The sequence below is a fragment of the Alkalihalobacillus sp. MEB130 genome (genome assembly GCF_032335535.1).
In the GTDB taxonomy this organism is placed as follows: domain Bacteria; phylum Bacillota; class Bacilli; order Bacillales; family Bacillaceae_D; genus Halalkalibacter.
In genome coordinates this window covers 124,543-148,137 of record NZ_JAOANA010000011.1, presented here as the reverse complement: position 1 = coordinate 148,137, position 23,595 = coordinate 124,543, and the positions used below count along the sequence as shown (strand labels likewise).

Here is a 23,595-nt window from a genome sequence, read left to right as displayed (position 1 = left end):
TACACCGCCATAAGTGCCCATCAAGCTTCGGATAAAAGAATAAATCAACAGAAAAAGGGTTCCAATCATTTTATTTTCATGATTGGAACCCTTTTTTATTATTTTCGGCTAGTTATGTCCCAGCCTCTCTTGTAATCTATATTGGTTTGTTTTTACTTCATATATGCTGTTCCTACAATAACAAGTAGGATGAAAAGCACAACGATTAACGCAAAACCGCTACCACCAGTAGCTCCTTGGTAACCGTACATAGGTGCGCCGTAGAAACTCATAACGGAAAACCTCCTTTTAGCGTTTTAGTCGAATTCTTCATTACTTCACAAATGCTGTGCCTACAATAACGAGTAGGATGAAAAGCACGACGATTAACGCAAAGCCGCTACCACCAGTAGCACCGTGGTAACCATACATAGGTGCGCCGTAGAAACTCATAACGGAAAACCTCCTTTTAGCGTTCTAGTCGAATTCTTCATTACTTCACAAATGCTGTGCCTACAATAACAAGTAGGATGAAAAGCACGACGATTAACGCAAAACCGCTACCACCAGTAGCACCGTGGTAACCGTGCATAGGTGCACTATAGAAACTCATATTGGAAAACCTCCTTTTTGAGTTGCTATACTTTTACACTATGAATGAGAAGGTATTTTGATTGGGCAGATCACTAATCATAAGAAAATTAAACAATTGCCCACTTGTTCGTTTTTAAAGGAGAGGAATCAGTTATTTCATACAAATGTGGTAAAATGAACCTGATGAGTTAAAAAAGAGGGAGTACATATGAACATAGAGCATTTAAAAATATTTGTTACGGTTGTGGAATTACGCCATTTTTCAAAAGCAGGAAAAGTACTGAATTTATCTCAACCGAACGTGAGCCTCCACATTCGGAACTTAGAGGCTGAACTTGAAACAACATTGTTTATTCGCTCACCAAAACAAGTAAAAGTAACAGCAGCAGGAGAGTTGTTTTACTTAAAAGCGAAACAAATCTTAACGATTCTAGAAGAAGCGAAGCAAGAAATTGCGGACCAAATGCATATCGTACAAGGAACCATTAAGATTGGTGCTAGTTTTACCATAGGGGAATATATCTTACCAAGAGTTCTTGCAGAGTACGCAATGGAACATCCAAAAGTAAATGTTGAGGTAATTGTAGGCAATACAGAAGAGGTTATTGCGAAAACTCGTTCAAATGAGCTAGATATAAGCTTAATTGAAGGGGAAGTAACGGAGTATGAAGGGGAAGTCGTTCCATTTATGAATGATGAAATGATTATGATTGCTTCAAGTAATCATCCATTATCGCAAGTACGAATGGTGAAACCTGAATTGCTACAAGATCAAGTTTGGATTTTAAGAGAAAGCGGCTCGGGGACTCGGGCTTACAGCAATCAATTGATTCAAAACCTTCAATTACAAGTAAAGCGTTCCTTTGTTTTTAGCAGCTCTCAGGGAATCAAAGAAGCGGTATCAGCAGGTCTTGGCATTGCGATGATTTCCCGTTTGACGGTTCGAAAAGAGTTAGAGTTAGGAGAATTAAAGGAAATTAATATTGGTAACCGGAAATTTACAAGAAAGCTCTCCATCGTCAAGGGAAAACACGACTTTGTTTCGAGAGCGCATGATTTATTTATCGAGAAAATTATGAATTACGGAAAAGATAGGTAGTTTAGGTCGAGAGAAATCTCTTGTGAAGGAGAGGATGAGATTCATGAATATCGTTGTATTAGGTGCAGGGGCAGTAGGAGGATATTTCGGCAGTAAGTTAGCAGCAAACGAGAATGTTACCTTTTTAGTTCGGCCAAAAAGGGTTAAACAATTGAAAAAGAGAGGATTGCGGGTCCAAAGTACATATGGGAATTTCACCATTCAGCCATGTATCGAGGTTGAGGCAGAGAAAGTCATAAGCCCACAGCTTGTTATAGTTGCCTTGAAAAATTATCAGCTAGAACAAGCGGTACCGCAGCTTGAAACGTTGGTTCAAAATGGAGCGAAAATCTTGCCACTCTTAAACGGAGTGGAACATCTTGACTTCCTTGTTTCCAAATTCGGCGAACAACAAGTGTTAGGCGGCATTTGTTACATTGAATCTACATTGAATGAGGAAAACGACATTATTCATACAAGCCAACTTCATGATGTTGTGTTTGGTCCGATTTCAGACGGGGACAAACCACTACTATCTAACATAAGAGAAAGTTTTGAACAAGCAGCTATTCCGGTTACATTATCTGAAACGATTGTCGTTGATATGTGGAAGAAATTTATATTTTTATCAACATTAAGTGGAATCACCTCTGTTTCGAGGAAGCCGATTGTTGTAGCATTAGCTGACCCAAAACTTTCTCAGTTTTCCCTTGATTTGATTAAGGAAGTAGTGGAAATTGCTCGGGCAAAAGAAGTGAAATTGCCAGGTGATATCGTTGATACGATTTTTGTGAAACTTGAAAATTTATCACCAACCATGACTTCATCCATGCATCGTGATCTTGAAAAAGGGATGCCGATTGAACTAGATAGTCTGCAAGGCTTTTTAGTGAGAAGCGCGGAGAAATACAGTATAGAAACACCTTGCCTCAGAGCGATTTATGCCATTTTACATCCATTTAAAAACGGTCAAATCTAGTAAGGAGAAAGGAGATTGACGAGTGATGAAGACTGCTCCATTTATATTAGCAGACGGTACGATCATTTTTTAGAGGTGTTATAATGTACTAATTCTAACACTAGGAACATATGAACAAATGGTGCGGTTACATGGAAATACTTAAGCTGCATTTAAGTATGAATTAATTGGATAATTCAATAATGATATTACAAATCCGTCCTGCAAAAATCTTAGAAAAAAGTGGAGGGTTGAAGGTAATTTGAAACACAGTTTATCTACTATAATTTGGAATTTGTTGGTAAATGTAATTGCTAAATCTATTTTAACACATCAGAAAATCCGCTATATTCTTTATCGAATTGCAGGTATGAGAACTAAATCACCAAACATAAGATCCGGTTGCACATTTAGAGGTAAAAGCATCTTCATAGAGAAAGGTGTTTTCCTTAATCACAATGTATTTATTGATGCTTGGGAACGAGTGACTATTAAAGAAAATACAGCTATCGGTTTTGATGTTTTGATATGCACCTCTAGTCATAAAATTGGTGATACTCATAAGCGCTCAGGAGAATCTAAGCGAAAGTCAATTGTTATTGGCAAAGGTTGCTGGATTGGAGCTAGAGCCACTATTCTATCTGGTGTAACTATTGGTGATGGATGTGTAATTGCTGCAGGAGCAGTTGTGAATAAAGATTGTAAACCTAATGGATTATATGCTGGAGTCCCTGCTAAACGTATTAAAGATCTAGATTAACATTAGTAGTTTCTAAAACTCTTATCTTCAGTTTAGTAGAAATACGTGATTATAAAAGAATGGAGGGAGATAAGTCTGGGACTAATCTCCCTTTTGTTAAACAACCAATTCCGAATTTCCAATGCCAAACCGGAAGCTGCCGTTAGATGTGATCTAATCGATAGGTAAAAGGGGTTAATTTCTATTTGAGACTGACCTCTTTTTTTGAGAAAAGAGTACTCACATAGAAAATAACATGTTATGATTAGCTATATGAATGAATATTCACTCATAAAAGGAGGCTTCGCTTTGAAAAGAAAAACGGTAATTGTCACAGGTGGAAGCAATGGGATGGGAAAAGCGATGGCGAAACGTTTCGCTGATGAAGGAGCGTACGTAACCATTAGTGGACGAGACCAAGAAAAGCTAGAAAAAGCGAAAAAAGAAATCGAAACATTCGAAGGTCAAATATTGACCGTTGCGATGGATGTTCGTGATCCAGAAAAAGTACAAATGATGGTCACGAAAACAATGGAAGCATTCGGATCCATCGATGTTCTTATTAACAACGCAGCAGGAAATTTTCTTGTCCCAGCAGAGGATTTATCGGTTAATGGCTGGAACTCTGTTATCGATATCGTCTTAAACGGAACATGGTATTGCACACAAACGGTTGCTAAAGAATGGATGAAAGAGAAGAAGTCAGGAAGCATTATTAATATCGTCGCAACCTATGCCTGGACTGCAGGTCCGGGGGTCGTCCATTCTGCTAGTGCGAAAGCAGGAGTGTTAGCGATGACAAGATCACTTGCTGTTGAGTGGGGAAGTAAGTATAAAATACGTGTGAACGCGATTGCTCCTGGACCGATTGAAGATACCGGTGGAGTAGACAAATTAATCATTAATGAAAACGCATACGAAAAACTTGTTACTAGTATTCCTGCGAAACGTTTTGGAAAAGTAGAAGAAGTAGCAGCATTGGCTGCGTTTCTTAGTTCAGAAGAAGCCGGATACATTAATGGTGAATGCGTGACGATGGATGGGGCTCAATGGTTAGCGGGTGCTAGTTATAAGTTTTAGGATATAGGCTTCTTTAGCCAAAGGGTCGCTAAGCTAAAATTTGGCGACCCTTTGGCCTACTTACTAGTGTGTACCGATATATTATAACGGGTGGTGGTCATGGGCATGCTCTGTTTGAATGGCTAATTGCTGAACTTTTTCGTTAATATAGGACCGGTCTAATTCAAGCATGGTTTCTTGTTTGATTCCTTGCTGAATGTAACGAGAGAATTGCCAAACGATCTCTTTAATACGTCTGTCATTTTGAGCCGCGATCAATTGCAAAGAATCAATCATAGCTGCAACGACAGAAACGTCTTCAATTCCGTAATGGCGTATTTGATAGTAACAACGATACAAATAATCTTCAAAGTGCCGCTGCTTAACCATAACACGAAGGCTTTCATACTGATCATTATAATAGGAACGGTGGAGGTTCTTTTTTGCAAGGACCGTTAAAATTCTAGCGAGAGCACGAATGCCACTGATCGCAGTATTCGGATCATTCGTTCCAGGAGATAAAGCCCGCAATGTAATTTCAACTAATTTTGTTAACCCAAAATCAATGTCTTGAATCGTTGCTCGTTCTTCTCCAACATGAAACAACTGTTGGTAAAGGGAGGAGTCAATCTCACTTGTATTCTTACCCCAAAAAGAAAGAATCGTTGTCCCTTTTTCAATAAAATCACCAAGACCAACTTCCACTTTTACAATAACATCATCATCACGCGCTTGTTCGACTAGCTTCTCTATTTCTACGATAAGCAAATACCCGGATTTTTCTGCGAAAATATACGTTGGTTCAATTAACGTGAGCTCTTCACTTTCCCAATCTTTCCAAGGTTCATCACGTGCTTCTATTTCTTCATCTTCATAATTGCTATGAATCGATTGTATCGTACTTCTCGTAATGTGGTGAATTAAATTACTAACTTGAATCCACCTACCAACGTGATGAACAAAGAAGACAAAGAAACCTACGCAGACGATGGCATAAAGAACAGCTAATGTAGGGGCGAGAAAAAAAGACTGCTGATCTGTTTCACGTATAAGCAACAACAAAATCAAAGCATAAACAAATCCTCCAATGAAAACACCAAGAATGCGTTGCGTATGGACATCTGTTAGAAAGTCTTGCATCGTCCGAGGGGAAAATTGTGATAAGTATGTTGTTAATACAACCATAATCGTTGAAAAGGAAATGGTTGTCATGGTTAAAAGAGAAGAAGCAATGGTGCTTAACAATGTATGAGCCAAGTTTAGATCCACTACAAAAAACGGAGGAAAAAAGTCATCACGTAACAGGTAATCGACATAAACACTGAGCCAAGCAAATAGGATGGAGGTAATTCCATATACTGCAGGGATAAACCAAAAATGTGAGCGCAACATAAGCCATGTAGGATGATCTTTCATAAACTTGCCCTCCTTTGACAAAGATGATGTACCGTTTAGTTTTTGACAATTTGGTAAAATTAAACGTTTCTCTTTTATTTAGGCAGGAAATAGAACGGGAGATGCGGAACAAAGTAATAGATAAATAAAAGGAGTGAAAACGATGTCAATCGAGTATCCAACTAACGAAGAAATAAAACAACTACTTCATGAAAGCAAACGTATTGCTGTTGTTGGTTTGTCTGCCAACCCAGACCGTACGTCATATATGGTGTCAGAAGCTATGCAAAAAGCGGGGTATGAGATTATCCCTGTCAACCCAACAGCAGATGAAATACTAGGTGTAAAAGCGGTAAAATCGTTAAAAGAAATCGATGGTCCGATCGATATTGTGAACGTATTTCGTAGAAGTGAATATCTTCCAGAAGTTGCGAGAGAAACGATCGAAGTTGGAGCAAAATCATTTTGGGCTCAACTTGGACTTGAAAATGAAGAAGCATACAACATGTTAACGGAAAACGGGATTCAAACAGTTATGAATCGCTGTATAAAAGTGGAACACGCGAAGTGGAAATAACTTCTCAAAAACGGAAGGAGAGGTTCCAAATATGCTTTTGGAACCCCTCCTTTTCTTTATGAGAAAAGTGAACGAAATAGCAGGATAATGGAAAAGAGGTTGCGAATACTGAAATAACCGCTACAATAGATAAAGCAGCACTGTTCGAGAAATAGAAACATTTGTTCGTTTGTGCTACAATACGAAAAGTAGCATGTTGAAAGGAGTACCAACTTTGGCTAAGAAACAACATACGGATTATAACGATGATGCGATACAAGTATTAGAAGGGTTAGAGGCGGTAAGAAAGCGTCCGGGAATGTACATCGGGAGTACAGACGCTCGCGGCCTTCATCACCTTGTTTATGAAATAGTTGATAACTCCGTTGACGAAGCACTAGCTGGACACGGATCTTACATAAATGTAACGGTTCATCGTGACAATAGTATTTCTGTAAGCGATGAAGGACGAGGTATGCCTACAGGAATGCATAAATCTGGGAAACCAACACCTGAGGTTATTCTCACGGTCTTACATGCTGGGGGAAAGTTTGGACAAGGTGGATATGCGACAAGTGGAGGGTTGCACGGGGTAGGGGCATCGGTTGTAAATGCTCTATCTGAGTGGCTTGTTGTTGAGATTAAGCGTGATGGTCACGTGTATAAACAACGTTTTGAAAACGGCGGCAAACCTGCGACAACACTTGAAAAGACAGGGAAAACGCGTAAGTCAGGAACGACCATCCACTTTAAGCCAGACCCAACGATCTTTAGTGCAACAACGTATAATATTGAAACATTAACAGAACGATTACGGGAAGCTGCCTTTTTATTAAAAGGGCTAAGAATAGAACTAGTTGATTTGCGTGGGGAAGGTTCTGAGGAAGAGTTTTATTTTGAAAATGGAATTGAAGCGTTTGTAGAGTATTTAAACGAGGACAAAGAAACATTAAGTCCCGTTGTTTTTTTCTCTGGCGAACAAAACGGCATCGAAGTAGAGTTTGCTTTTCAATTTAACGATGGGTACACCGAAAATGTCCTTTCATTTGTAAATAACGTACGGACTAAGGATGGCGGAACTCACGAACTTGGAGCAAAAGCAGCTATGACACGAGCGGTGAATGAGTACGCTCGCAAAGTGAAGCTACTGAAAGAAAAAGACAAGAATTTAGATGGATCCGATATTCGTGAAGGGTTTACATCGATTATTTCTGTTCGAGTACCAGAAGCTAAGCTTCAATTCGAAGGCCAAACAAAAGGAAAACTCGGAACACCAGAAGCAAGATCAGCGGTAGATAGCGTCGTTTCGGAGAAGCTATCATACTTTTTTGAAGAGAATCCTGATGTCAGTACCATGCTGATAAAGAAAGCGGTAAAGGCAGCTCAAGCACGTGAAGCCGCAAGAAAAGCGCGTGAAGATGCACGAAATGGCAAGAAGAGCAAACGAAAAGATGTGCTTTTAAGTGGAAAGTTGACACCCGCACAATCAAAAAATCCACAGCGAAATGAACTGTATTTAGTGGAGGGTGATTCGGCAGGTGGATCGGCCAAACAAGGGCGCGACCGGAAATTCCAGGCTGTTTTGCCGTTACGCGGAAAAGTCATTAATACAGAAAAAGCAAAACTTGAAGATATTATGAAAAACGAAGAAATCCGCACGATTATCCATACAATTGGTGCTGGGGTAGGTTCTGACTTCACGTTAGAAGACGTAAATTATGATAAAATTGTTATTATGACCGATGCCGATACTGATGGTGCACATATTCAAGTTCTTTTGCTTACGTTCTTTTATCGTTACATGCGACCGCTTTTTGATGCAGGAAAGGTGTACATTGCCTTGCCTCCACTATATAAAATTAGCAAAGGAAGCGGAAAAAAAGAAGTAATCGAATATGCTTGGGATGAGCGTGAACTTGACAAAGCAACGAAAAAAGTCGGTCGTGGCTATACATTACAACGTTACAAAGGTTTAGGGGAAATGAATGCGACACAACTTTGGGAAACAACGATGGATCCTGAAACGAGAACGTTAATTCGTGTCAAACTCGACGATGCTGCACGTGCTGAAAAGCGTGTGACGACGTTAATGGGTGATAAAGTAGAACCTAGACGAAAATGGATTGAGTCTCATGTCGCATTTGGGATGGAAGAAGACTCAAACATCTTAGAAAACGAAAACTTAGCAATCATTGAGGAGGAGTAAGCTTGGCACAAACAGAGCGTTACTTAGACCTTCCATTAGAAGAAGTCATCGGCGACCGATTTGGTCGCTATAGTAAATACATTATTCAGGAACGAGCACTTCCTGATGCAAGAGACGGGTTAAAGCCGGTACAACGCAGAATTTTATATGCGATGTACAAAGACGGAAACACCGCAGATAAGCCATTCCGAAAATCCGCTAAAACGGTCGGTAACGTTATTGGTAACTATCATCCACACGGTGATTCATCTGTGTATGAAGCGATGATCCGAATGAGTCAGGAATGGAAGGTTCGCAATCTGTTGGTTGATATGCACGGAAACAATGGGTCAATTGATGGAGATCCTCCAGCTGCGATGCGTTACACGGAAGCAAGATTATCCAAAATTGCCTCCCAACTTCTTCGTGACATTGACCGAGATACTGTCGATTATATTCCGAACTTTGATGATACCGAAGACGAGCCTGTCGTATTACCAGCTATGTTTCCAAACTTGCTTGTTAACGGATCAACAGGGATTTCTGCGGGATATGCAACGGATATTCCTCCACATCACTTAGGAGAAATTATCGACGGGGTTATCATGCAAATGGAGAAACCGAAAACTACTCTGGATGATTTATTAACAGTGATCAAAGGACCTGATTTCCCAACTGGAGGAACTGTTCAAGGCATTGACGGCATTCGTCAAGCATACCGTACTGGTAAAGGAAAAGTCGTTGTTCGTGCAAAAACAGAAGTAGAAGAACTACGTGGTGGACGTGAGCAAATTGTCATTACGGAAATTCCATACGAAGTCGTAAAAGCGAACTTAGTGAAGAAAATGGATGAGCTTCGTTTTGATAAAAAGGTGGATGGCATTGCGGAAGTACGAGATGATACCGATCGTACAGGGCTTCGAATTGTCGTTGAGCTGAAAAAAGAAGCAGATGCAAATGCCATTTTAAACTATCTACTAAAAAATACGGATTTACAAGTTACATATAATTTCAATATGGTAGCTATTGCGAACAAAGCACCGAAATTAATGGGACTTCAATCACTCATTCAAGCCTATATCGATCACCAAAAGCTTGTTTTCACAAGAAGAGCAAAATATGATCTGAAAAAAGCCCAGGATCGTCAACATATTGTTCAAGGGTTAATTAAAGCAATTTCGATCTTAGACGAAGTGATCACAACGATTCGTGCATCCAAAGATAAAAAAGATGCGAAAGATAATTTGATCGCGAAATATGATTTTACGGAAGCACAAGCAGAAGCCATTGTTACGTTACAGCTTTATCGCTTAACGAATACAGATATTACTACACTTGAAGAAGAAGCAGCAGAACTAGAACGCCGCATTCACGAGCTAGAAGCGATTCTGGCAAGTGAGAAGAAATTAATTCAAGTGATCAAAAGCAATCTCCAAACTATTAAAAAAGAGTTTGCTGATGCTCGTCGTACGGTGATTAAAGAAGAAATCGAAGAAATCAAAATTAACATGGACGTGCTTATCGCGTCAGAAGATGTAATGGTCACCGTTACAAAAGAAGGCTATGTGAAACGAACAAGCATTCGTTCATATGGGGCTTCCAATGGTGAAAATCCAGGGATGAAGGAAGGAGATTACCTTTTAGGGCATTTTGAAATTAATACGACGGAAACGTTGCTATTGTTCACAAAGTCGGGTAATTACCTGTATATCCCGGTTCATCAACTCCCTGATATTCGTTGGAAAGACAACGGACAACACGTAGCCAACCTTGTCAGTGGCTACAATTCGGACGATGATATAATTAAAGCACTACCTGTGAAAGAATTTAAAGAAGATCAATCTCTTTTATTTATCACCAAAAACGGAATGGCAAAAAAATCTCAACTTTCGCTTTATCAAGCGCAACGTTTCTCCAAACCTCTAATGGCCTTGAAATTAAAAGAAAATGATGAGGTTGTTGCAGCGATGGTGACAAGTGGAGACGAAGAGTTATTTATCGCTACTCATTTAGGCTTTGGACTGTGGCTAGGAGAAGACGAAGTGAACCTAGTAGGTCAAAGAGCAGCTGGTGTGAAAGGAATCAATTTAAAAGAAGACGATTTTGTAGTAGATGCATCAACCTTCTCGTCAGACGATAAGAAAGTGGAATTTATTCTCGTTACGCAACGAGGGGCCGTGAAAAAGATTCCTATATCTGAATTTGATAAGTCTAGCCGTGCAAAACGAGGGCTAGTTATGCTAAGAGAACTAAAATCAAATCCGCACCGTGTGATTGCTTGCAAACGGGCTACACCTCAGACAACGTATATTGCTGTTACTGAAAAAAATGAGCAAGAGCGTTTTGAAGCAGCTACGTATCGAAATAGTGATCGTTATAGCAACGGATCATTCTTAATCGATGTCTTGACAAGCGGAAATGTAATTAAAGTACGTGAAGAAATTGATACAACACCAAAAACCGACGAGAATTAATCTCGTCGGTTTTTTCCGTCTGCTTTGCAGGTTACGATAACTTTATTATGTAAACCTGATGTGAGGAAACACTAACTTTTTCATTCCTAACAAAAAGATCACTCATTAGTTAGAGTGATCTTTTCTCGTTACGATTCGCTTTAAAGAATATCAAAACAATAAAGCCGATAATAGAAAGAAGGCCACTAAAGAAGAAAACAGAAGGTAAATTCACCTTATCAGCTAATTCACCAGCTACTAACGGGCCACCTAAAATACCAATCGCGTAGAAAGATTGATAAAATCCCATCGCAGAATTTTTCAGTCCGTTTGAAGAAAGTTGAATAACCATTCCTAAAAGCAAAGGAAATATAACCCCTAATGTTAAGCCAATTCCAGCATGGATCAGACTGAAAAAAAACAAAGAGTTTGCTAGTGGGGTTGCAACTAACAAAAGAGCAGATAGAGCAAAACTCATAAGCAAAACGGACTTTTGTCTCTCAACGTCAACTTTATAAAACATTAACCATACGGAAGCTAGGGCGTGTGGAATAAAAAACGCACAAACAAGGATCGTAATCGCATGGTCTCCTGTAGAAAAATAGGTCGTATATAAAGGTGAAAAACCAAATATTGTGATAAACAATATGGCATGAGCTACTAATGATAAAAAGGTAATCGTCTTTAATCCATAAATATGGAACGTCTCTTTGACGTGTGTTGAAATCGTACTAGACGTTTTCGAAGTAGGCACATCGACTTCTTTTATTTGAAAAGCTAAAATCAAGCCGACGATTGCTGTGACTGCCGCAATCCAAAAAGGAAACGTCCAACCAGCGTACAAAACCAAATAGCCACTAATAATCATACTCGTAAACTGTGCAAACACGGTTAAAAACTGGACACGACTCATCGCTTTTGATGCATGCTCTGTTCGAAAGTATTGAGAGTACAACACGGTAGCCATAACCCACATCGCCGCAGTGATTCCCGCTAAAAGACGAGCTACTAATATTCCAATAAACGATGGTAAGAAAACAAGGAGGAGCGCACTAACAAACGCCATGATAAATCCAAAAATGAGAAGCTGCTTTCGTAATCCAACAAGACGATCTGACACGACACCAAGAGGAAACCGTAAAAGGATTTGTGTCACACCATAACTTCCTAATATAATTCCAATGAGTGAGTAACGAAATCCGATGTCCTCTAAATATAACCCAAAGACGGGAATGTAAATATAAGTACTAAACCAAAAACAAAACACAACAGTTAAAAAGATAACATGGTCCTTTTTCGTTGCAATTGGTTGTTCTTGTGTATCCCTCGATATTGCTTGTTCCAAATTAGTTCCCCCCGAGCACAAATATAAGCGTTTTCTCTAATGTACCATGGATCCTTTACCTGTCAATAAAATAAGCAAAACGTATAAGGATGATACAATCAAGAAATACTTGCTAAAAGATAGTGAATTTAGTGCTAGGAGTGGGTATGTTGAAACGGATTGCTGTCTTAACAAGTGGAGGAGATTCACCAGGAATGAATGCTGCGGTTCGTGCCGTTGTCAGAAAAGCGATTTACCATGATTGCAAAGTATTCGGAGTTTATCGTGGCTATGCAGGTATGATGGATGGCGATATACATGAAATGCATTTAGGATCGGTCGGTGACATCATTCATCGCGGTGGTACGATCCTTCATACAGCTAGAAGTGAAGAATTCAAAACAAAAGAAGGTCAATTAAAAGCTGTTGATCAATTAAAGAAACATGGAATTGAAGGGGTCATCGTCGTAGGTGGCGATGGTTCTTATCGTGGTGCCCAAAAACTTTCAGAACATGGAATTGCTACGATCGGAGCTCCAGGAACAATTGATAATGATATACCTGGAACTGATTTTACGATTGGATTTGATACATCATTAAATACAATCATTAATGCGATTGACAAAATTCGCGATACGGCGAGTTCCCATGAGCGAACTTATGTAATTGAAGTCATGGGTCGTCACGCCGGTGACCTTGCGTTATGGAGTGGGCTAGCGGCAGGCGCGGAAACGATTTTACTTCCTGAAGTTGAACATAATATGGAAAACATAATTGATCGACTGGAGCGCGGAGCCAAACGCGGGAAAAAACATAGTATTATTGTAGTCGCGGAAGGAATTGGCTCTGGTGTTGATATTGGCGAGAGCATTCAGAAGCAAATGAACATTGAAACACGGGTAACAGTCCTTGGACACATTCAGCGCGGTGGTTCTCCAACAGGATTTGATCGCGTACTAGCTAGCCGATTAGGTGCTCATGCCGTTGATTTATTATTGGATGGGAAATCAGGACTAGCAGTGGGGATAGAGAAGAATCAACTAGTTAGTTACACCTTTGATGATGTTTTTTCAAAGCCTCATGAGATCGATACAAAAATGTATGACTTATCAAGTCAACTTTCCATTTAAAAAAAGACGTGCCAGCTTTTTATGTAGCTGGCACGTTTTTTAATGGCTGTTTTTGTTGTTTTTAAGGCGTATGTGTTCACCACATGCTCGTTCCATTGCGCTTCCCCGAATCTGTTAAAAAGTGCTCGATTATTTCGGACTTGAAAAGGAGCTTCGATCCGCTCCCGGGATGGGGGGCACGCTTTCCGCAGGCGGGCGTTGAACTAACCGGCTTGCGCCGGTGGATTTCAACTTGCCCTTCCCTCCTGCAGGAGTCGGCCCTCCCATCCCGTCCGCTTTGTTGAGAGGAAAGATAGAAATTCCCTACTATTCAACGATCAAAAATAATAGGAGAATTAGCGTGAAAAGGCCTTTGAGAAATGAAACTCAAAGGCCTTTGTCTACAGTCTGAAGTTTAATTTTCATCAAACATTTCACTATCAGTTTATTTTATAATGTAGATATTACATAGATGTGGTGAATCTAATGATATCAAGGAGGTTGAAAACTGGTTAATCAGTTTACTCTACACTTTTTATTTCATTACGTTTGAAGAACCATACATATAATAGTCCAGCAAAAAAGATAAATCCGCCATAGCCGACAGCAGGATACAAATACGTAACCAATGTTGAAAATCCAACCTGGCTAACGATGAAAGCGGCAAATGTTGTTCCAACGATGAGCCATATGCGGTGTTTCTGATCAACAAAGGTCATCCGAGAAACAAAGCCGTACAGATTGCTTACAGCGGTTGAAAAAACAGCAGATAACAAAACAACCGCAAACAAAAGTTGAACGATAGGTGAAATAAGCGACGCAATATAAATCATCGGTACTTCTACATGAGCAACGTCTGTAATATTAGATAATACACTAAAATAAATGGCGACCACACCAACACCAAGTCCAAGCGCACCTAAAAGTGCTCCCCACAACAGGGTACTTTGGTTTTTGGCATTGGGTCCAATCGGAGCTAAAATGGCAACAGCAATGACTAAATTAAAAGAAGCGTAATTCAAAGCAGCAACAAACCAGTTAGGAGCCGCACCGACTAGAGTAGTCGTTAATTCAAGGTCAGCACTTGTAACAGGACTACGGTAAATTCCATATATCGCAATAAAAAGGACAGCCACTAGCAATACAGGTACAACAAAACTGATCGCATTAATAACCCCTTTGATTCCACGAATAACCGTAAATAGAGCAACTACAGCCATGAAAATCGTTCCCCACCAGGAAGATAACCCGAACTGTTCGACAAATATAGCTCCAGATCCAGCAATCATAGCAGCGAGCGCACCAAATAAAAAGATCGTTATAATCAAATCAATAAGCGATCCTAGCCATCTTCCATTTGAAAATCGGACAACTTCAACGTAAGCAGAGGCACTTAATGCTCGTCCAATTACTAATATCATATAACCAAAGATAAAAAATAGGGCAGATGCTAATACAATTCCCCAGATTCCAAGCAATCCAAACGCACTAAAAAATTGGAGTACTTCTTGACCAGAAGCAAAGCCAGCACCTACAATGGTTCCAATATATGTTGCTGCAATTTTAAATGCATTAATATTTGTAGGTGAATCAGTTGCCACAGAAAACACCACCAATGTGAGTATTTGTAAGAATTCTTAGTATGGATGTTATGGGAGATTCTTATTAGCTTTTCAAAAGTTAGAATAATTGCTCTTTTAATCGAAAGGTGTTGTTTTTTGTCGTATTATCCTATAATATAACTATAGTACCAATACAAATGAACGATATTATGATAAAGGCAAACTATTTGAAAAAATAGGACGCAAAGCTTAGGGTCTAAGGTAGGAATACTATGATCGCCTGGTTACCAAGTATGTTACATATTTATGTGATTTTTTTGGCTATTCTGCATCCACTTGTAGAATAGCTTTTTTGATAAGTTTTTTAGCAACTGAGGGGGAACACACATGATGGAAGGTAGAAACGAAACGTTACATTGGCAAAACGAAATCGTGGGGATGCTTGCAGCAAACAAACCCCTTTCATCCATTTTAAAAACAGTCGTAGCAAGCGTCGAGTTGCAGCTTCACGGGGCGATTTGTTCCATATCATTATATAACCAGTTCCAAAACAAATTAGAGAGACCGTTTTCATTAAATCTTTCGGATGAGTACTTGATGGAAATTAATGGATTAGAAGTTGGTCCAAACGCGGGGTCTTGTGGAACAGCCGTATACAAGAGGCAAACAACGATTGTTTCTAATATAGAAACGAACTCACTATGGGATGACTATCGAACACTTGCAAACAAGCATCATTTAAAATCCTGTTGGTCTATTCCTATTTTTTCACCAACGAACAACGTACTCGGTACGTTTGCTCTTTATTTTAAAGAAAATCGTGAAGCTACAGGAAAGGAACTTGCTCAACTAGAGCAATTTGCACAACTTTGTGGGATTGCCATTGATTATAAACATACGAAAGAGGAAATGTACACGATCAAACATATTGATTCATTAACAGGCTTAGCGAATGCTTCACAATTTAAAAGAGAGGCGAAGCAAGCGATTGATCAAGCAAAAAAAGAAAACAAGATCGTGTCGTTTTTATTTATCGATCTAAATCGCTTCAATTTAATTAACAACATCGGAGGATACGACGCGGGGGATAAGGTGTTAAAAGAGGTTACAAAGCGCCTAGTACAACATATACCACCTACCGCTCTACTTACACGATGGAATAGTGATAAATTTATTATTTTGTATCCTAATACTACGGCTGAGAAGATGAAGCAAAATAGTGAACAGATTATTGAATTATTATCAACACCAGTCCAGTGGGAGGAACATGATTTTATTTTAACGTCAAGCATTGGAATAAGTAGTTTTCCACTAGATAGTGAAAATGTTGATGATCTTATCAAACATTCAGAATCTGCGATGAATGATGCGAAGCTAAAGGGAATGAATCAAGTGCGCAGATATTCACCGTCAATGGACAATCAGTTATCGAATCGGTTGTTAATAGAGAAAGAATTAAGACAAGCGATTACGACTGAGGACTTTGTTTTACATTATCAATCACAAGTAACGCTAACCAATAACGAAATGGTTGGAGTCGAAGCACTCGTTCGATGGTCGCACCCAACGATGGGGATGATTTCACCTGCAAGTTTTATTCCGATTGCGGAAGAAACAGGCTTAATCATTCCTCTTGGGGAATGGGTCCTACGAACAGCGTGTCAACAAATGAAGCAGTGGGAACAAGAGGGACTTCCGCCTATTCGTTTATCAGTGAATTTATCGAGCGTACAACTGAGACAGCGTAACTTAATTGATAAAGTGAAGGAAATTTTGGAGGAAACGGAGATTGATCCATCAAGATTAGTTCTGGAAGTAACGGAAAGTACGCTCGTAAGTCATATGCAATATACGATTAGTCAGCTCCGTGCCTTGCAAGCCATGGGTATTCAAATTGCATTAGATGATTTTGGTACATTATACTCTTCATTAAGTTACTTAAAGCATTTTCCTCTTGATATTATTAAAATTGATCGCTCATTTGTTCATACGCTTTTATCGGATGCAAAAGATATCAAAATCGTTAATACCATTATTCAATTAGGAAAGCACTTAAAACTGAAAGTACTCGCAGAAGGCATTGAAACACGAGGTCAGGCGGAACTTCTTCAACAACATCATTGTCATGAAGGACAAGGATATTTATTTAGCAAGCCTGTCCCGATCGAAACATTAAAGAATGCTATTCAATCGAAGCAAGTATCATAATAATTTCATGTACCGTATTAATTTTATAATAGGAAAATGATGAAGCAAGGAAAAAAGAGAGCTACGACAAAAAAAGCGGTCGTAGCTCTTACTACATTTATTCAGTTCTTTTTTGTGCAGTTTCTTTTGATGTTACGGTAGCTCCATCATATTCTCGGTCAATTTGACCTGTTGTATCTTTTTTCGGTGAAAGGGTATAATCGGCAATTTCATCTGGCCCCGTTAAACCAAACAAGCCCATTGTTCCACCTTGTCCCATCCGGACATGTTCTTGAACATCGCTTTTTTCATTACCCAATTGAAATCACCTCGAATGTATTAGTCATCTGCTGGATTAGCTTCAACAGCAATTTCATACGCTGATAAAATCGACTCTCGTTCTTCAGGGTCTGTAATGCCGACCAAATATTGTTCGTCCTCTTCTTCCTCCACGCGCATTAATAGCGTATCTTCATTTGAAGTTAAGAGGGCATAAGAATGATCTTCCATATCAAATAACGCTTCAACTGAGTAATCTCGGACTTCCCCATTTTCATCTTCAATCGTAATTTGGTCTCTAACTTGATCCTCCATAAAGCTCACCCACCCAACATAAAAGTGTACGTCAAAGAACGTACTCCTTATAATTTGCCCTTAATTGAAGTGATTATTTTTCATAAGAATTGGTTCCTGATTCCTTTTGCATACTAATATGTGAGGAAGAAGGGGGATGAAATGCGTACTAAAATTGTATTTTCTATAATGGTGTTGTTTTTTGTTATGCAAGCACCACTAATTCACGCACAAGCAAACGTTACATCAGAACAAATTGAACAGCTTTTGCAAGAAGATGATAATGTTAACGGTGCCATAGCAAGCATCAGTATTCGCTCATCAAAAAATGGAGAAATGCTTTACAGCAAGCAAGGCAATACAAGGCTTAGGCCTGCTTCTAACTTAAAACTGTTCACAGCAGCTTCAGCACTGTCTGTGTTAGGAGAAGATTATACATTCGATACTGAAATAAAGACAGATGGAAACATAAAACGAAATATACTACATGGCAACCTTTATATTGTAGGAAAAGGAGATCCAACGCTTACGCAAGAAAAAATCAATTCTTTAATGAAATCATTAAAACAAAAAGGCATTCAAAAGATAAAAGGGGACGTTATCGGTGATGATACTTGGTATGACGATACACGCTATTCAGCAGATTTGCCATGGAGTGATGAGACCGCTTATTACGGGTCCGCAATCTCGGCGTTAACGGTTTCACCTGACGAAGACTTTGATGCAGGTTCTATCATTATGAAAGTGAAACCAGCAAAAAAAATAGGCAAGCTTGCTCAAATTAATCTCGAACCAAAAACGGAATTTGTAGAAATAATAAATGAAACAATGACGGTCTCAAAAGAAGAGAAAACGGATATCACGTTTGACCGAAAACATGGAACCAATCAGATTGTTATTAAAGGTGAGATATCTGAGGAGGAAACCGAACAAAAAGAAACGGTCGCTCTTTGGGAACCAACCGACTATACCCTCGCGCTTGTCGAACAGGCCTTACACAAAAATGGAATCAAACTAGACGGCAACATAAAGCGAGGAGTCACTCCAGAAAAAGCAAAACATCTTATCACCCATGAATCGATTCCGTTATCTGAGCTGCTCGTTCCATTTATGAAACTAAGCAACAACGGCCATGCCGAAACATTAGTAAAAGAAATGGGCAAGGTTATAAAAGAAGAAGGAAGCTGGGAAAAAGGACTGGAAGTAATGAGCGAAGAGCTAACATCATTCGGACTGAATCCTGAAACAATGCTCATTCGAGACGGATCAGGAGTCTCCCATGTGAACCTAGTTTCGGCCAATCAAATCACACAGCTACTGTATTCTGTTCAAGACAAAGAATGGTTCCCAATCTTTTTAAACTCATTACCTGTAGCTGGCGGAGACAACCGAATCGACCGAGGTACGCTCTATTATCGCCTTAGTCACACACCCGTCGCTAAGAAAGTAAGAGCGAAAACAGGAACACTCACTTCTGTCAGCACACTAGCCGGCTATGTTGAAACCAACTCAGGAGATACGCTTATTTTTTCCATTATGCTAAACAATGTTCTAGATGGGAAAAAAGCGAAGCAATTAGAAGATCAAATCGTTTTACAATTAGCCTCTTCCTAAGAAAAGGAATAGCATGATTCGGCTAGAGGAATTCTAAATAGCATCTTAGACAGAGGAGGGTTCGTATGGACCATCAGCCACTCACTTATTTTGAAAAGCTTGAAAATGTATATGTTCTTATGGAGACTCGCAACATGCTACAAGCAAAACTAGAGCAGTTAAAGGAAACAAATCAATCAACCGAACTAGTGGAAGAAGATTTGCGAAAAATTGAAGAAGAAATTGAAGAATATACAGACGGAGCTCCCGTTGAACCGAATCAAATTATGACGAGCTCTTTATTTAATCCAGCTGTTATGGAGGAACTAGAAGGAACGGAGTAACACCTTGTTCCTGTTTATGAAGACGAAGTGTAAAAAGAGAATAAATAAACAGGAGTTACTAAAATGAAAAAAATAATTTGCTTGCTATTCCTACTTAGCCTCGCTTGGCCAATCACGATACATGCAGCAAGTGGGGATGGACAAGTCTCACTCATCGTAAAGTCATCTAGCGAGTCATTACATCAAACCGTTTTAAAAATTAAATCAGACAAAATCGTGCAAGAGCTATACCAAGCAGAAGTACTGTATTCAGTAGACAAGATCCCTCACTCCAACCATTATGTTCTTCTTGAAGACCGAGGGACTGTTAGAATATATGTCCTCGATGAAAAAAATGAACTGTATGATGTACAAGCTAAATATAAATTGAAAGTTAACAAAAAAGTGGCTAAAAAACTTACTGACTATTTTTCAGGACTTGAATCACATCATTTTGGAACTCTTTTAACATGGGAAGAGGTCGATGAAATCATCCCAAGGTACACCTCTTTTACCATTACCGATTTAGAAACAGGCTTACAATTTGAAGCACAAAGACGAGCTGGATCAAGTCATGCCGATGTTCAGCCACTAACAACAAAAGACACCAAAATCATGAAAACGATCTACGAAGGCAAATGGAGTTGGAAACGGCGTGCCATTCTCGTGCATCATGACGGCAAAACGATCGCTGCGTCCATGCACGGCATGCCCCATGGTGGAGGCGCATTAGCTAACAATTTTCCCGGACACTTTTGCATCCACTATAAAGACAGCACCACCCACAGGTCTAGAAGCCTGGATTTATCCCACCAAATCATGGTGTACAAAGCAGGCGGAATGCTATCACCCTATGTCCAACAACTACCGCCAAACAAAATTGTAGAACTATTTTTAATCGCACTAAACCAACAAGACTTAGATTTGCTTAACTTGATCTACACTGATCAAAACGGAGAAGCCGAGAAACTCATTACTAACATCGAATCAATCCGACTTGTAAAAAAGAAAAACCCACCTTCAATCAATGAACCACTATTGTACGAGTTGCCGCTTTCCTTTTTAGTGAAAGAAAAGGGGAGAGGTGAAGTAGGATCTTTTTATACGTTTCGTGTAAGTAGAGATTCGTTAACGGATGTGTGGAAGTTGGAGTCGGTACCGATGGGGTTGGTGGAGTAGAGAAAAGGTATTAAAGAATTGACGACCTCAAAAAGGCAATTTGAGGTCGTCTATTTTATGTGATTGAGAATTAGAGTAATAAAAGCAGCCGAAGAGACAAGTAACGTCGTCGGGAAAGTGAAATAGAAGAAACGGGAGCGTCAGAAGAGGCAAGTAACGTTGTCGGCAAAGTGGAATAGAAGAAATGGGAGCATCAGAAGGGGAAAGTAACGTCGTCGAGAAGAGGAATAGAAGAAATGGGAGCATCAGAAGGGGAAAGTAACGTTGTCGAGAAGAAGAATAGAAGAAATGGGAGCATCAGAATGGGCAAGTAACGTTGTCGAGAAGAGGAATAGAAGAAATGGGAGCATCAGAATGGGAAAGTAACGTTGTCGGGAAGTGGAATAGAAGAAATGGGAGCATCAGAAGAGGAAAGTAACGTCTTCGAATAGAGGAGTACAGAAAATAATTAGACTGTATTATGCTGAAAACCCAACATCATCACACAATCTATTCAGTAAAAGGCTATGGAAAAAGGTGCGCCTTTTTCCATAGCCTTTTTCTATTCCACCAACCTCTGCTCATCAATATGAACTTCTTTCGGCAGCTTATGCGGAGCACCTGGAACCCTACGATTTTCAAAATTTATTGAATCAGAAGATAGCACGATGACACTCATGGAACCACCATACACTTTCGCTTGTAATAAAATCGGTTGATTCAACTCATTTCGAAACACAAAATCGGGACCATACCAACTAACAGTCGCATCCCGCCCACTAGGGACATAGGGTACGCGCCTACTATGAGAATAACGTTGAACAATCTCTAAACCCGCATGATCAACGGCATTATACAAAGTAGAAGAAACCTGACAAATACCACCGCCAATTCCTTCTGATAATTCACCCCGAACAATAACAGGAGCAGGTAAATACCCGCGTTCCTTCGTCCGCTTGCCAACAATTTGATTGAATGAAAATGTCTCACCAGGGAAGATCACTTGATTATTAATTGCTTCGGTTGCCAATTTAATATTATGAGACCTTGGCTTGTTACGGCTATTAAAGTACGTCACATATTGACCAATTCGTTGGACGCGAATATCAGAGAGGAGTTCACTATCAACTCTTGGATGGAGAGTCTGATGAGGCACTTCCATTTCCATTGCACCTTTGCCGTAGTAATATTGATAAAATAATTTCTTGAAATGCTGCTTGTGTAAACGGTAACCCACTTGTTCAGAAACAATGTTACCCAATTTATCAATATGCGCATTAACAGGAGGCTCAAACGTTAGCTGATCAATGTGCTCAACAAATTGATCAAACGCTTCCAAATCAACCATTTCTCTCCCTAACGTATCGTTAATAAAGTCAGCTCGATTAACCGTTGCAATAGGCTGGTTTTCATGTGTAATCGTCAGATCATCTTCAATATCGGAAATAGGAACAAAAAGCATTAAAAATCCAAGAAAAATATGTACCATATGCGTAAATTACCTCCCATCTTAGTATGACTTTCGGAAGGTGAATTCATGTGATGAAAGGTTAGTTTTACAATAGAAAAAAGACCCAGTTAACAACTGAATCTTTTAACGGGAAATGATATTTGAAATTTTACTTACCTCAAGTTCCTTATTCTCTAGTACCTCAATGGACTTGGTTGATTCCTTAGCAATTCGGCGTGTCTTTTCAACCAATCTTGAAATATTAGGAAATGTTTTTTGCGCACCTTTTACAAGAAGTGGTTCCCCAATAAAATCAATGCCGAGTTTATGTGAAAACAACCCACCAAATGTCATCTCAAGCGGGACCGTTGGCGAAGCATTCGAACAAATTACTTTTTCGTGATCGTATCCTTTGCCCTCCAGAAGAACAAGTAGTTCACTCATCGCTGTCACCATCTTATGAGATAGCCCTCGTCCTAGAGTGAACACTTGATTGTCGTCTTCATCTTTCCCGTGATAAATCAATTTCCCTAACGCCTTTGATGTTAACTTGTTAAATGTATCAATTCCTAATATCTCTTCCTTTGTAGGGACACGATCATTGGGGATCTTCTTCAAATGATAAGCCGCACAAAGGGCAGAGGAGTGGGTCCCTGCATAACAGTTGTAAATATAAATCATGTCTTATCACCTCATAAGAAAGGGATAAGATAGTTTCCCACCCATGTAACAAATTATACTACCAACGACTCTTCACCCAACGTTCTAACTTACGCTTCAATACAATCTGGATCGGCTCATGTTCCTGACCAATCGGCTTCACAAGAGCCGTCTTCATTCCCGCACGTTTTCCGCACCAAACATCGGTAAACAATTGATCCCCTAAAAATAAGCTTGTCTCTTTTGTTGCACCAACTGTTTGCATATGCTTTTCAATACGTGAAGCAGCAGGCTTATTGCATTTACCAAACCCAATAATGCCATTAGGCTCACAAAAACGATCCACGCGCCCCTGACTATTATTCGAAGCCACAATTAATTGAACGCCTTGGTCTTTTAGCATCGTAATCCACTGTGTTAGTTCATCACCAGCAGGACGATCGTGACTAGCAAGCGTACTGTCTAAATCAGAAAAAATCGTTTTAATGTTGTTTTGCTGCAGCCACTCAGACGTAATATCTGAAAAATGGTGAAGCTCAAAATCCGGTTTAAAATACTTCATGTCATTATTCACTGCCTTTATGTATATAGATATGGTTATCAACTTCTTATTAGCAAAAGTAAGAAGTTGAAAGGTATTGCTTCTATTATGAACTATTT

General features: G+C 39.4%; 23 protein-coding genes and 1 riboswitch. Of the genes, 12 read left to right on the top strand and 11 right to left on the bottom strand.

What is annotated here, in order from left to right:
* Positions 1-152: 152 nt before the first annotated feature.
* From N0O92_RS12905 to N0O92_RS12895, 3 genes are read right to left on the bottom strand one after another with little or no spacing between them, the layout of a single operon-like run.
* Positions 153-272 (bottom strand): YjcZ family sporulation protein, encoded by a 120-nt coding sequence (locus tag N0O92_RS12905; protein ID WP_315615073.1) that lies wholly within the window; start codon positions 270-272, stop codon positions 153-155.
* Positions 273-312: 40 nt separating this feature from the next.
* Positions 313-432, bottom strand: coding sequence for a YjcZ family sporulation protein (locus N0O92_RS12900; protein WP_315615072.1), 120 nt, complete (start codon positions 430-432; stop codon positions 313-315).
* A 40-nt stretch (positions 433-472) separates the two neighbouring features.
* Positions 473-592 carry a YjcZ family sporulation protein gene (locus tag N0O92_RS12895; RefSeq protein ID WP_315615071.1) on the bottom strand — a complete coding sequence of 40 codons (120 nt, stop codon included), beginning with the start codon at positions 590-592 and terminating at the stop codon, positions 473-475.
* Between the two features lie 189 nt (positions 593-781).
* On the opposite strand from N0O92_RS12895, the gene N0O92_RS12890 reads away from it, so the two are divergent.
* From N0O92_RS12890 to fadH, 4 genes are all read left to right on the top strand, one after another.
* Positions 782-1,672 (top strand): LysR family transcriptional regulator, encoded by an 891-nt coding sequence (locus tag N0O92_RS12890; protein WP_315615070.1) that lies wholly within the window; start codon positions 782-784, stop codon positions 1,670-1,672.
* A 43-nt stretch (positions 1,673-1,715) separates the two neighbouring features.
* Positions 1,716-2,630, top strand: coding sequence for a ketopantoate reductase family protein (locus N0O92_RS12885; RefSeq protein ID WP_315615069.1), 915 nt, complete (start codon positions 1,716-1,718; stop codon positions 2,628-2,630).
* Between the two features lie 241 nt (positions 2,631-2,871).
* The gene (locus N0O92_RS12880) at positions 2,872-3,369 is read left to right on the top strand and encodes an acyltransferase (RefSeq protein ID WP_315615068.1); all 498 of its coding nucleotides are present in this window, start codon (positions 2,872-2,874) and stop codon (positions 3,367-3,369) included.
* Positions 3,370-3,657: 288 nt separating this feature from the next.
* Positions 3,658-4,428 carry a 2,4-dienoyl-CoA reductase gene (gene fadH, locus N0O92_RS12875; protein WP_315615067.1) on the top strand — a complete coding sequence of 257 codons (771 nt, stop codon included), beginning with the start codon at positions 3,658-3,660 and terminating at the stop codon, positions 4,426-4,428.
* Between the two features lie 81 nt (positions 4,429-4,509).
* On the opposite strand, the gene N0O92_RS12870 is transcribed toward fadH, so the two are convergent.
* On the bottom strand, positions 4,510-5,823 hold the full coding sequence (locus tag N0O92_RS12870; RefSeq protein ID WP_315615066.1) for a DUF2254 domain-containing protein: 1,314 nt from the start codon (positions 5,821-5,823) through the stop codon (positions 4,510-4,512).
* A 142-nt stretch (positions 5,824-5,965) separates the two neighbouring features.
* Between N0O92_RS12870 and N0O92_RS12865 the strand changes: the two genes are divergently transcribed.
* From N0O92_RS12865 to parC, 3 genes are all read left to right on the top strand, one after another.
* On the top strand, positions 5,966-6,379 hold the full coding sequence (locus N0O92_RS12865) for a CoA-binding protein (protein ID WP_315615065.1): 414 nt from the start codon (positions 5,966-5,968) through the stop codon (positions 6,377-6,379).
* A gap of 214 nt (positions 6,380-6,593) precedes the next feature.
* The gene (parE, locus tag N0O92_RS12860) at positions 6,594-8,564 is read left to right on the top strand and encodes a DNA topoisomerase IV subunit B (protein WP_315615064.1); all 1,971 of its coding nucleotides are present in this window, start codon (positions 6,594-6,596) and stop codon (positions 8,562-8,564) included.
* Between the two features lie 2 nt (positions 8,565-8,566).
* Complete coding sequence (parC, locus tag N0O92_RS12855; protein ID WP_315615063.1) at positions 8,567-11,017, top strand: DNA topoisomerase IV subunit A; 2,451 nt, start codon at positions 8,567-8,569, stop codon at positions 11,015-11,017.
* Between the two features lie 109 nt (positions 11,018-11,126).
* Here parC and N0O92_RS12850 read toward each other — a convergent pair whose 3' ends face one another.
* Positions 11,127-12,341 (bottom strand): MFS transporter, encoded by a 1,215-nt coding sequence (locus N0O92_RS12850; RefSeq protein WP_315615062.1) that lies wholly within the window; start codon positions 12,339-12,341, stop codon positions 11,127-11,129.
* Between the two features lie 149 nt (positions 12,342-12,490).
* Between N0O92_RS12850 and pfkA the strand changes: the two genes are divergently transcribed.
* Positions 12,491-13,450: a 6-phosphofructokinase gene (pfkA, locus tag N0O92_RS12845; protein WP_315615080.1), complete on the top strand. Its 960-nt coding sequence runs from the start codon at positions 12,491-12,493 to the stop codon at positions 13,448-13,450.
* 500 nt (positions 13,451-13,950) lie between these two features.
* On the opposite strand, the gene N0O92_RS12840 is transcribed toward pfkA, so the two are convergent.
* Complete coding sequence (locus N0O92_RS12840; RefSeq protein ID WP_315615061.1) at positions 13,951-15,030, bottom strand: YkvI family membrane protein; 1,080 nt, start codon at positions 15,028-15,030, stop codon at positions 13,951-13,953.
* Between the two features lie 168 nt (positions 15,031-15,198).
* A riboswitch (cyclic di-GMP riboswitch) is annotated at positions 15,199-15,283 on the top strand.
* Between the two features lie 95 nt (positions 15,284-15,378).
* Between N0O92_RS12840 and N0O92_RS12835 the strand changes: the two genes are divergently transcribed.
* Positions 15,379-17,199, top strand: coding sequence for a bifunctional diguanylate cyclase/phosphodiesterase (locus tag N0O92_RS12835; RefSeq protein WP_315615060.1), 1,821 nt, complete (start codon positions 15,379-15,381; stop codon positions 17,197-17,199).
* Positions 17,200-17,296: 97 nt separating this feature from the next.
* Here N0O92_RS12835 and N0O92_RS12830 read toward each other — a convergent pair whose 3' ends face one another.
* Positions 17,297-17,497, bottom strand: a complete 201-nt coding sequence (locus N0O92_RS12830) for a hypothetical protein (protein WP_315615059.1) — start codon at positions 17,495-17,497, stop codon at positions 17,297-17,299.
* Positions 17,498-17,517: 20 nt separating this feature from the next.
* Complete coding sequence (locus N0O92_RS12825) at positions 17,518-17,772, bottom strand: DUF1292 domain-containing protein (RefSeq protein WP_315615058.1); 255 nt, start codon at positions 17,770-17,772, stop codon at positions 17,518-17,520.
* A 141-nt stretch (positions 17,773-17,913) separates the two neighbouring features.
* Here N0O92_RS12825 and dacB point away from each other — a divergent pair, with 141 nt between their 5' ends.
* The 3 genes from dacB (at position 17,914) to N0O92_RS12810 (ending at position 20,846) form a co-directional block, all read left to right on the top strand.
* Positions 17,914-19,365 (top strand): D-alanyl-D-alanine carboxypeptidase/D-alanyl-D-alanine endopeptidase, encoded by a 1,452-nt coding sequence (gene dacB, locus N0O92_RS12820; protein WP_315615057.1) that lies wholly within the window; start codon positions 17,914-17,916, stop codon positions 19,363-19,365.
* A gap of 65 nt (positions 19,366-19,430) precedes the next feature.
* The gene (locus tag N0O92_RS12815; RefSeq protein ID WP_315615056.1) at positions 19,431-19,688 is read left to right on the top strand and encodes a hypothetical protein; all 258 of its coding nucleotides are present in this window, start codon (positions 19,431-19,433) and stop codon (positions 19,686-19,688) included.
* 63 nt (positions 19,689-19,751) lie between these two features.
* A complete protein-coding gene (locus N0O92_RS12810; protein WP_315615055.1) occupies positions 19,752-20,846 on the top strand; it encodes a hypothetical protein in 1,095 nt (364 codons plus the stop codon).
* Positions 20,847-21,387: 541 nt separating this feature from the next.
* On the opposite strand, the gene N0O92_RS12805 is transcribed toward N0O92_RS12810, so the two are convergent.
* The 3 genes from N0O92_RS12805 to N0O92_RS12795 all read right to left on the bottom strand — a co-directional run bounded on the left by N0O92_RS12805 (position 21,388) and on the right by N0O92_RS12795 (position 23,497).
* Positions 21,388-22,314: a VanW family protein gene (locus N0O92_RS12805; protein ID WP_315615054.1), complete on the bottom strand. Its 927-nt coding sequence runs from the start codon at positions 22,312-22,314 to the stop codon at positions 21,388-21,390.
* Positions 22,315-22,419: 105 nt separating this feature from the next.
* Positions 22,420-22,956: a DUF3189 family protein gene (locus tag N0O92_RS12800; RefSeq protein ID WP_315615053.1), complete on the bottom strand. Its 537-nt coding sequence runs from the start codon at positions 22,954-22,956 to the stop codon at positions 22,420-22,422.
* Positions 22,957-23,014: 58 nt separating this feature from the next.
* The gene (locus tag N0O92_RS12795; RefSeq protein ID WP_315615052.1) at positions 23,015-23,497 is read right to left on the bottom strand and encodes a YqeG family HAD IIIA-type phosphatase; all 483 of its coding nucleotides are present in this window, start codon (positions 23,495-23,497) and stop codon (positions 23,015-23,017) included.
* Between the last annotated feature and the right edge of the window lie 98 nt (positions 23,498-23,595).

Excerpts from the sequence above, each read along its gene's own strand:
- N0O92_RS12905 (WP_315615073.1), bottom strand. The coding sequence starts at position 272 with ATGAGTTTCTACGGCGCACCTATGTACGGTTACCAAGGAGCTACTGGT.
- N0O92_RS12900 (WP_315615072.1), bottom strand. The coding sequence starts at position 432 with ATGAGTTTCTACGGCGCACCTATGTATGGTTACCACGGTGCTACTGGT.
- N0O92_RS12895 (WP_315615071.1), bottom strand. The coding sequence starts at position 592 with ATGAGTTTCTATAGTGCACCTATGCACGGTTACCACGGTGCTACTGGT.
- N0O92_RS12890 (WP_315615070.1), top strand. The coding sequence starts at position 782 with ATGAACATAGAGCATTTAAAAATATTTGTTACGGTTGTGGAATTACGC.
- N0O92_RS12885 (WP_315615069.1), top strand. The coding sequence starts at position 1,716 with ATGAATATCGTTGTATTAGGTGCAGGGGCAGTAGGAGGATATTTCGGC.
- N0O92_RS12870 (WP_315615066.1), bottom strand. The coding sequence starts at position 5,823 with ATGAAAGATCATCCTACATGGCTTATGTTGCGCTCACATTTTTGGTTT.
- N0O92_RS12865 (WP_315615065.1), top strand. The coding sequence starts at position 5,966 with ATGTCAATCGAGTATCCAACTAACGAAGAAATAAAACAACTACTTCAT.
- N0O92_RS12835 (WP_315615060.1), top strand. The coding sequence starts at position 15,379 with ATGATGGAAGGTAGAAACGAAACGTTACATTGGCAAAACGAAATCGTG.
- N0O92_RS12825 (WP_315615058.1), bottom strand. The coding sequence starts at position 17,772 with ATGGAGGATCAAGTTAGAGACCAAATTACGATTGAAGATGAAAATGGG.
- dacB (WP_315615057.1), top strand. The coding sequence starts at position 17,914 with ATGCGTACTAAAATTGTATTTTCTATAATGGTGTTGTTTTTTGTTATG.
- N0O92_RS12815 (WP_315615056.1), top strand. The coding sequence starts at position 19,431 with ATGGACCATCAGCCACTCACTTATTTTGAAAAGCTTGAAAATGTATAT.
- N0O92_RS12810 (WP_315615055.1), top strand. The coding sequence starts at position 19,752 with ATGAAAAAAATAATTTGCTTGCTATTCCTACTTAGCCTCGCTTGGCCA.
- N0O92_RS12805 (WP_315615054.1), bottom strand. The coding sequence starts at position 22,314 with ATGGTACATATTTTTCTTGGATTTTTAATGCTTTTTGTTCCTATTTCC.
- N0O92_RS12800 (WP_315615053.1), bottom strand. The coding sequence starts at position 22,956 with ATGATTTATATTTACAACTGTTATGCAGGGACCCACTCCTCTGCCCTT.
- N0O92_RS12795 (WP_315615052.1), bottom strand. The coding sequence starts at position 23,497 with ATGAAGTATTTTAAACCGGATTTTGAGCTTCACCATTTTTCAGATATT.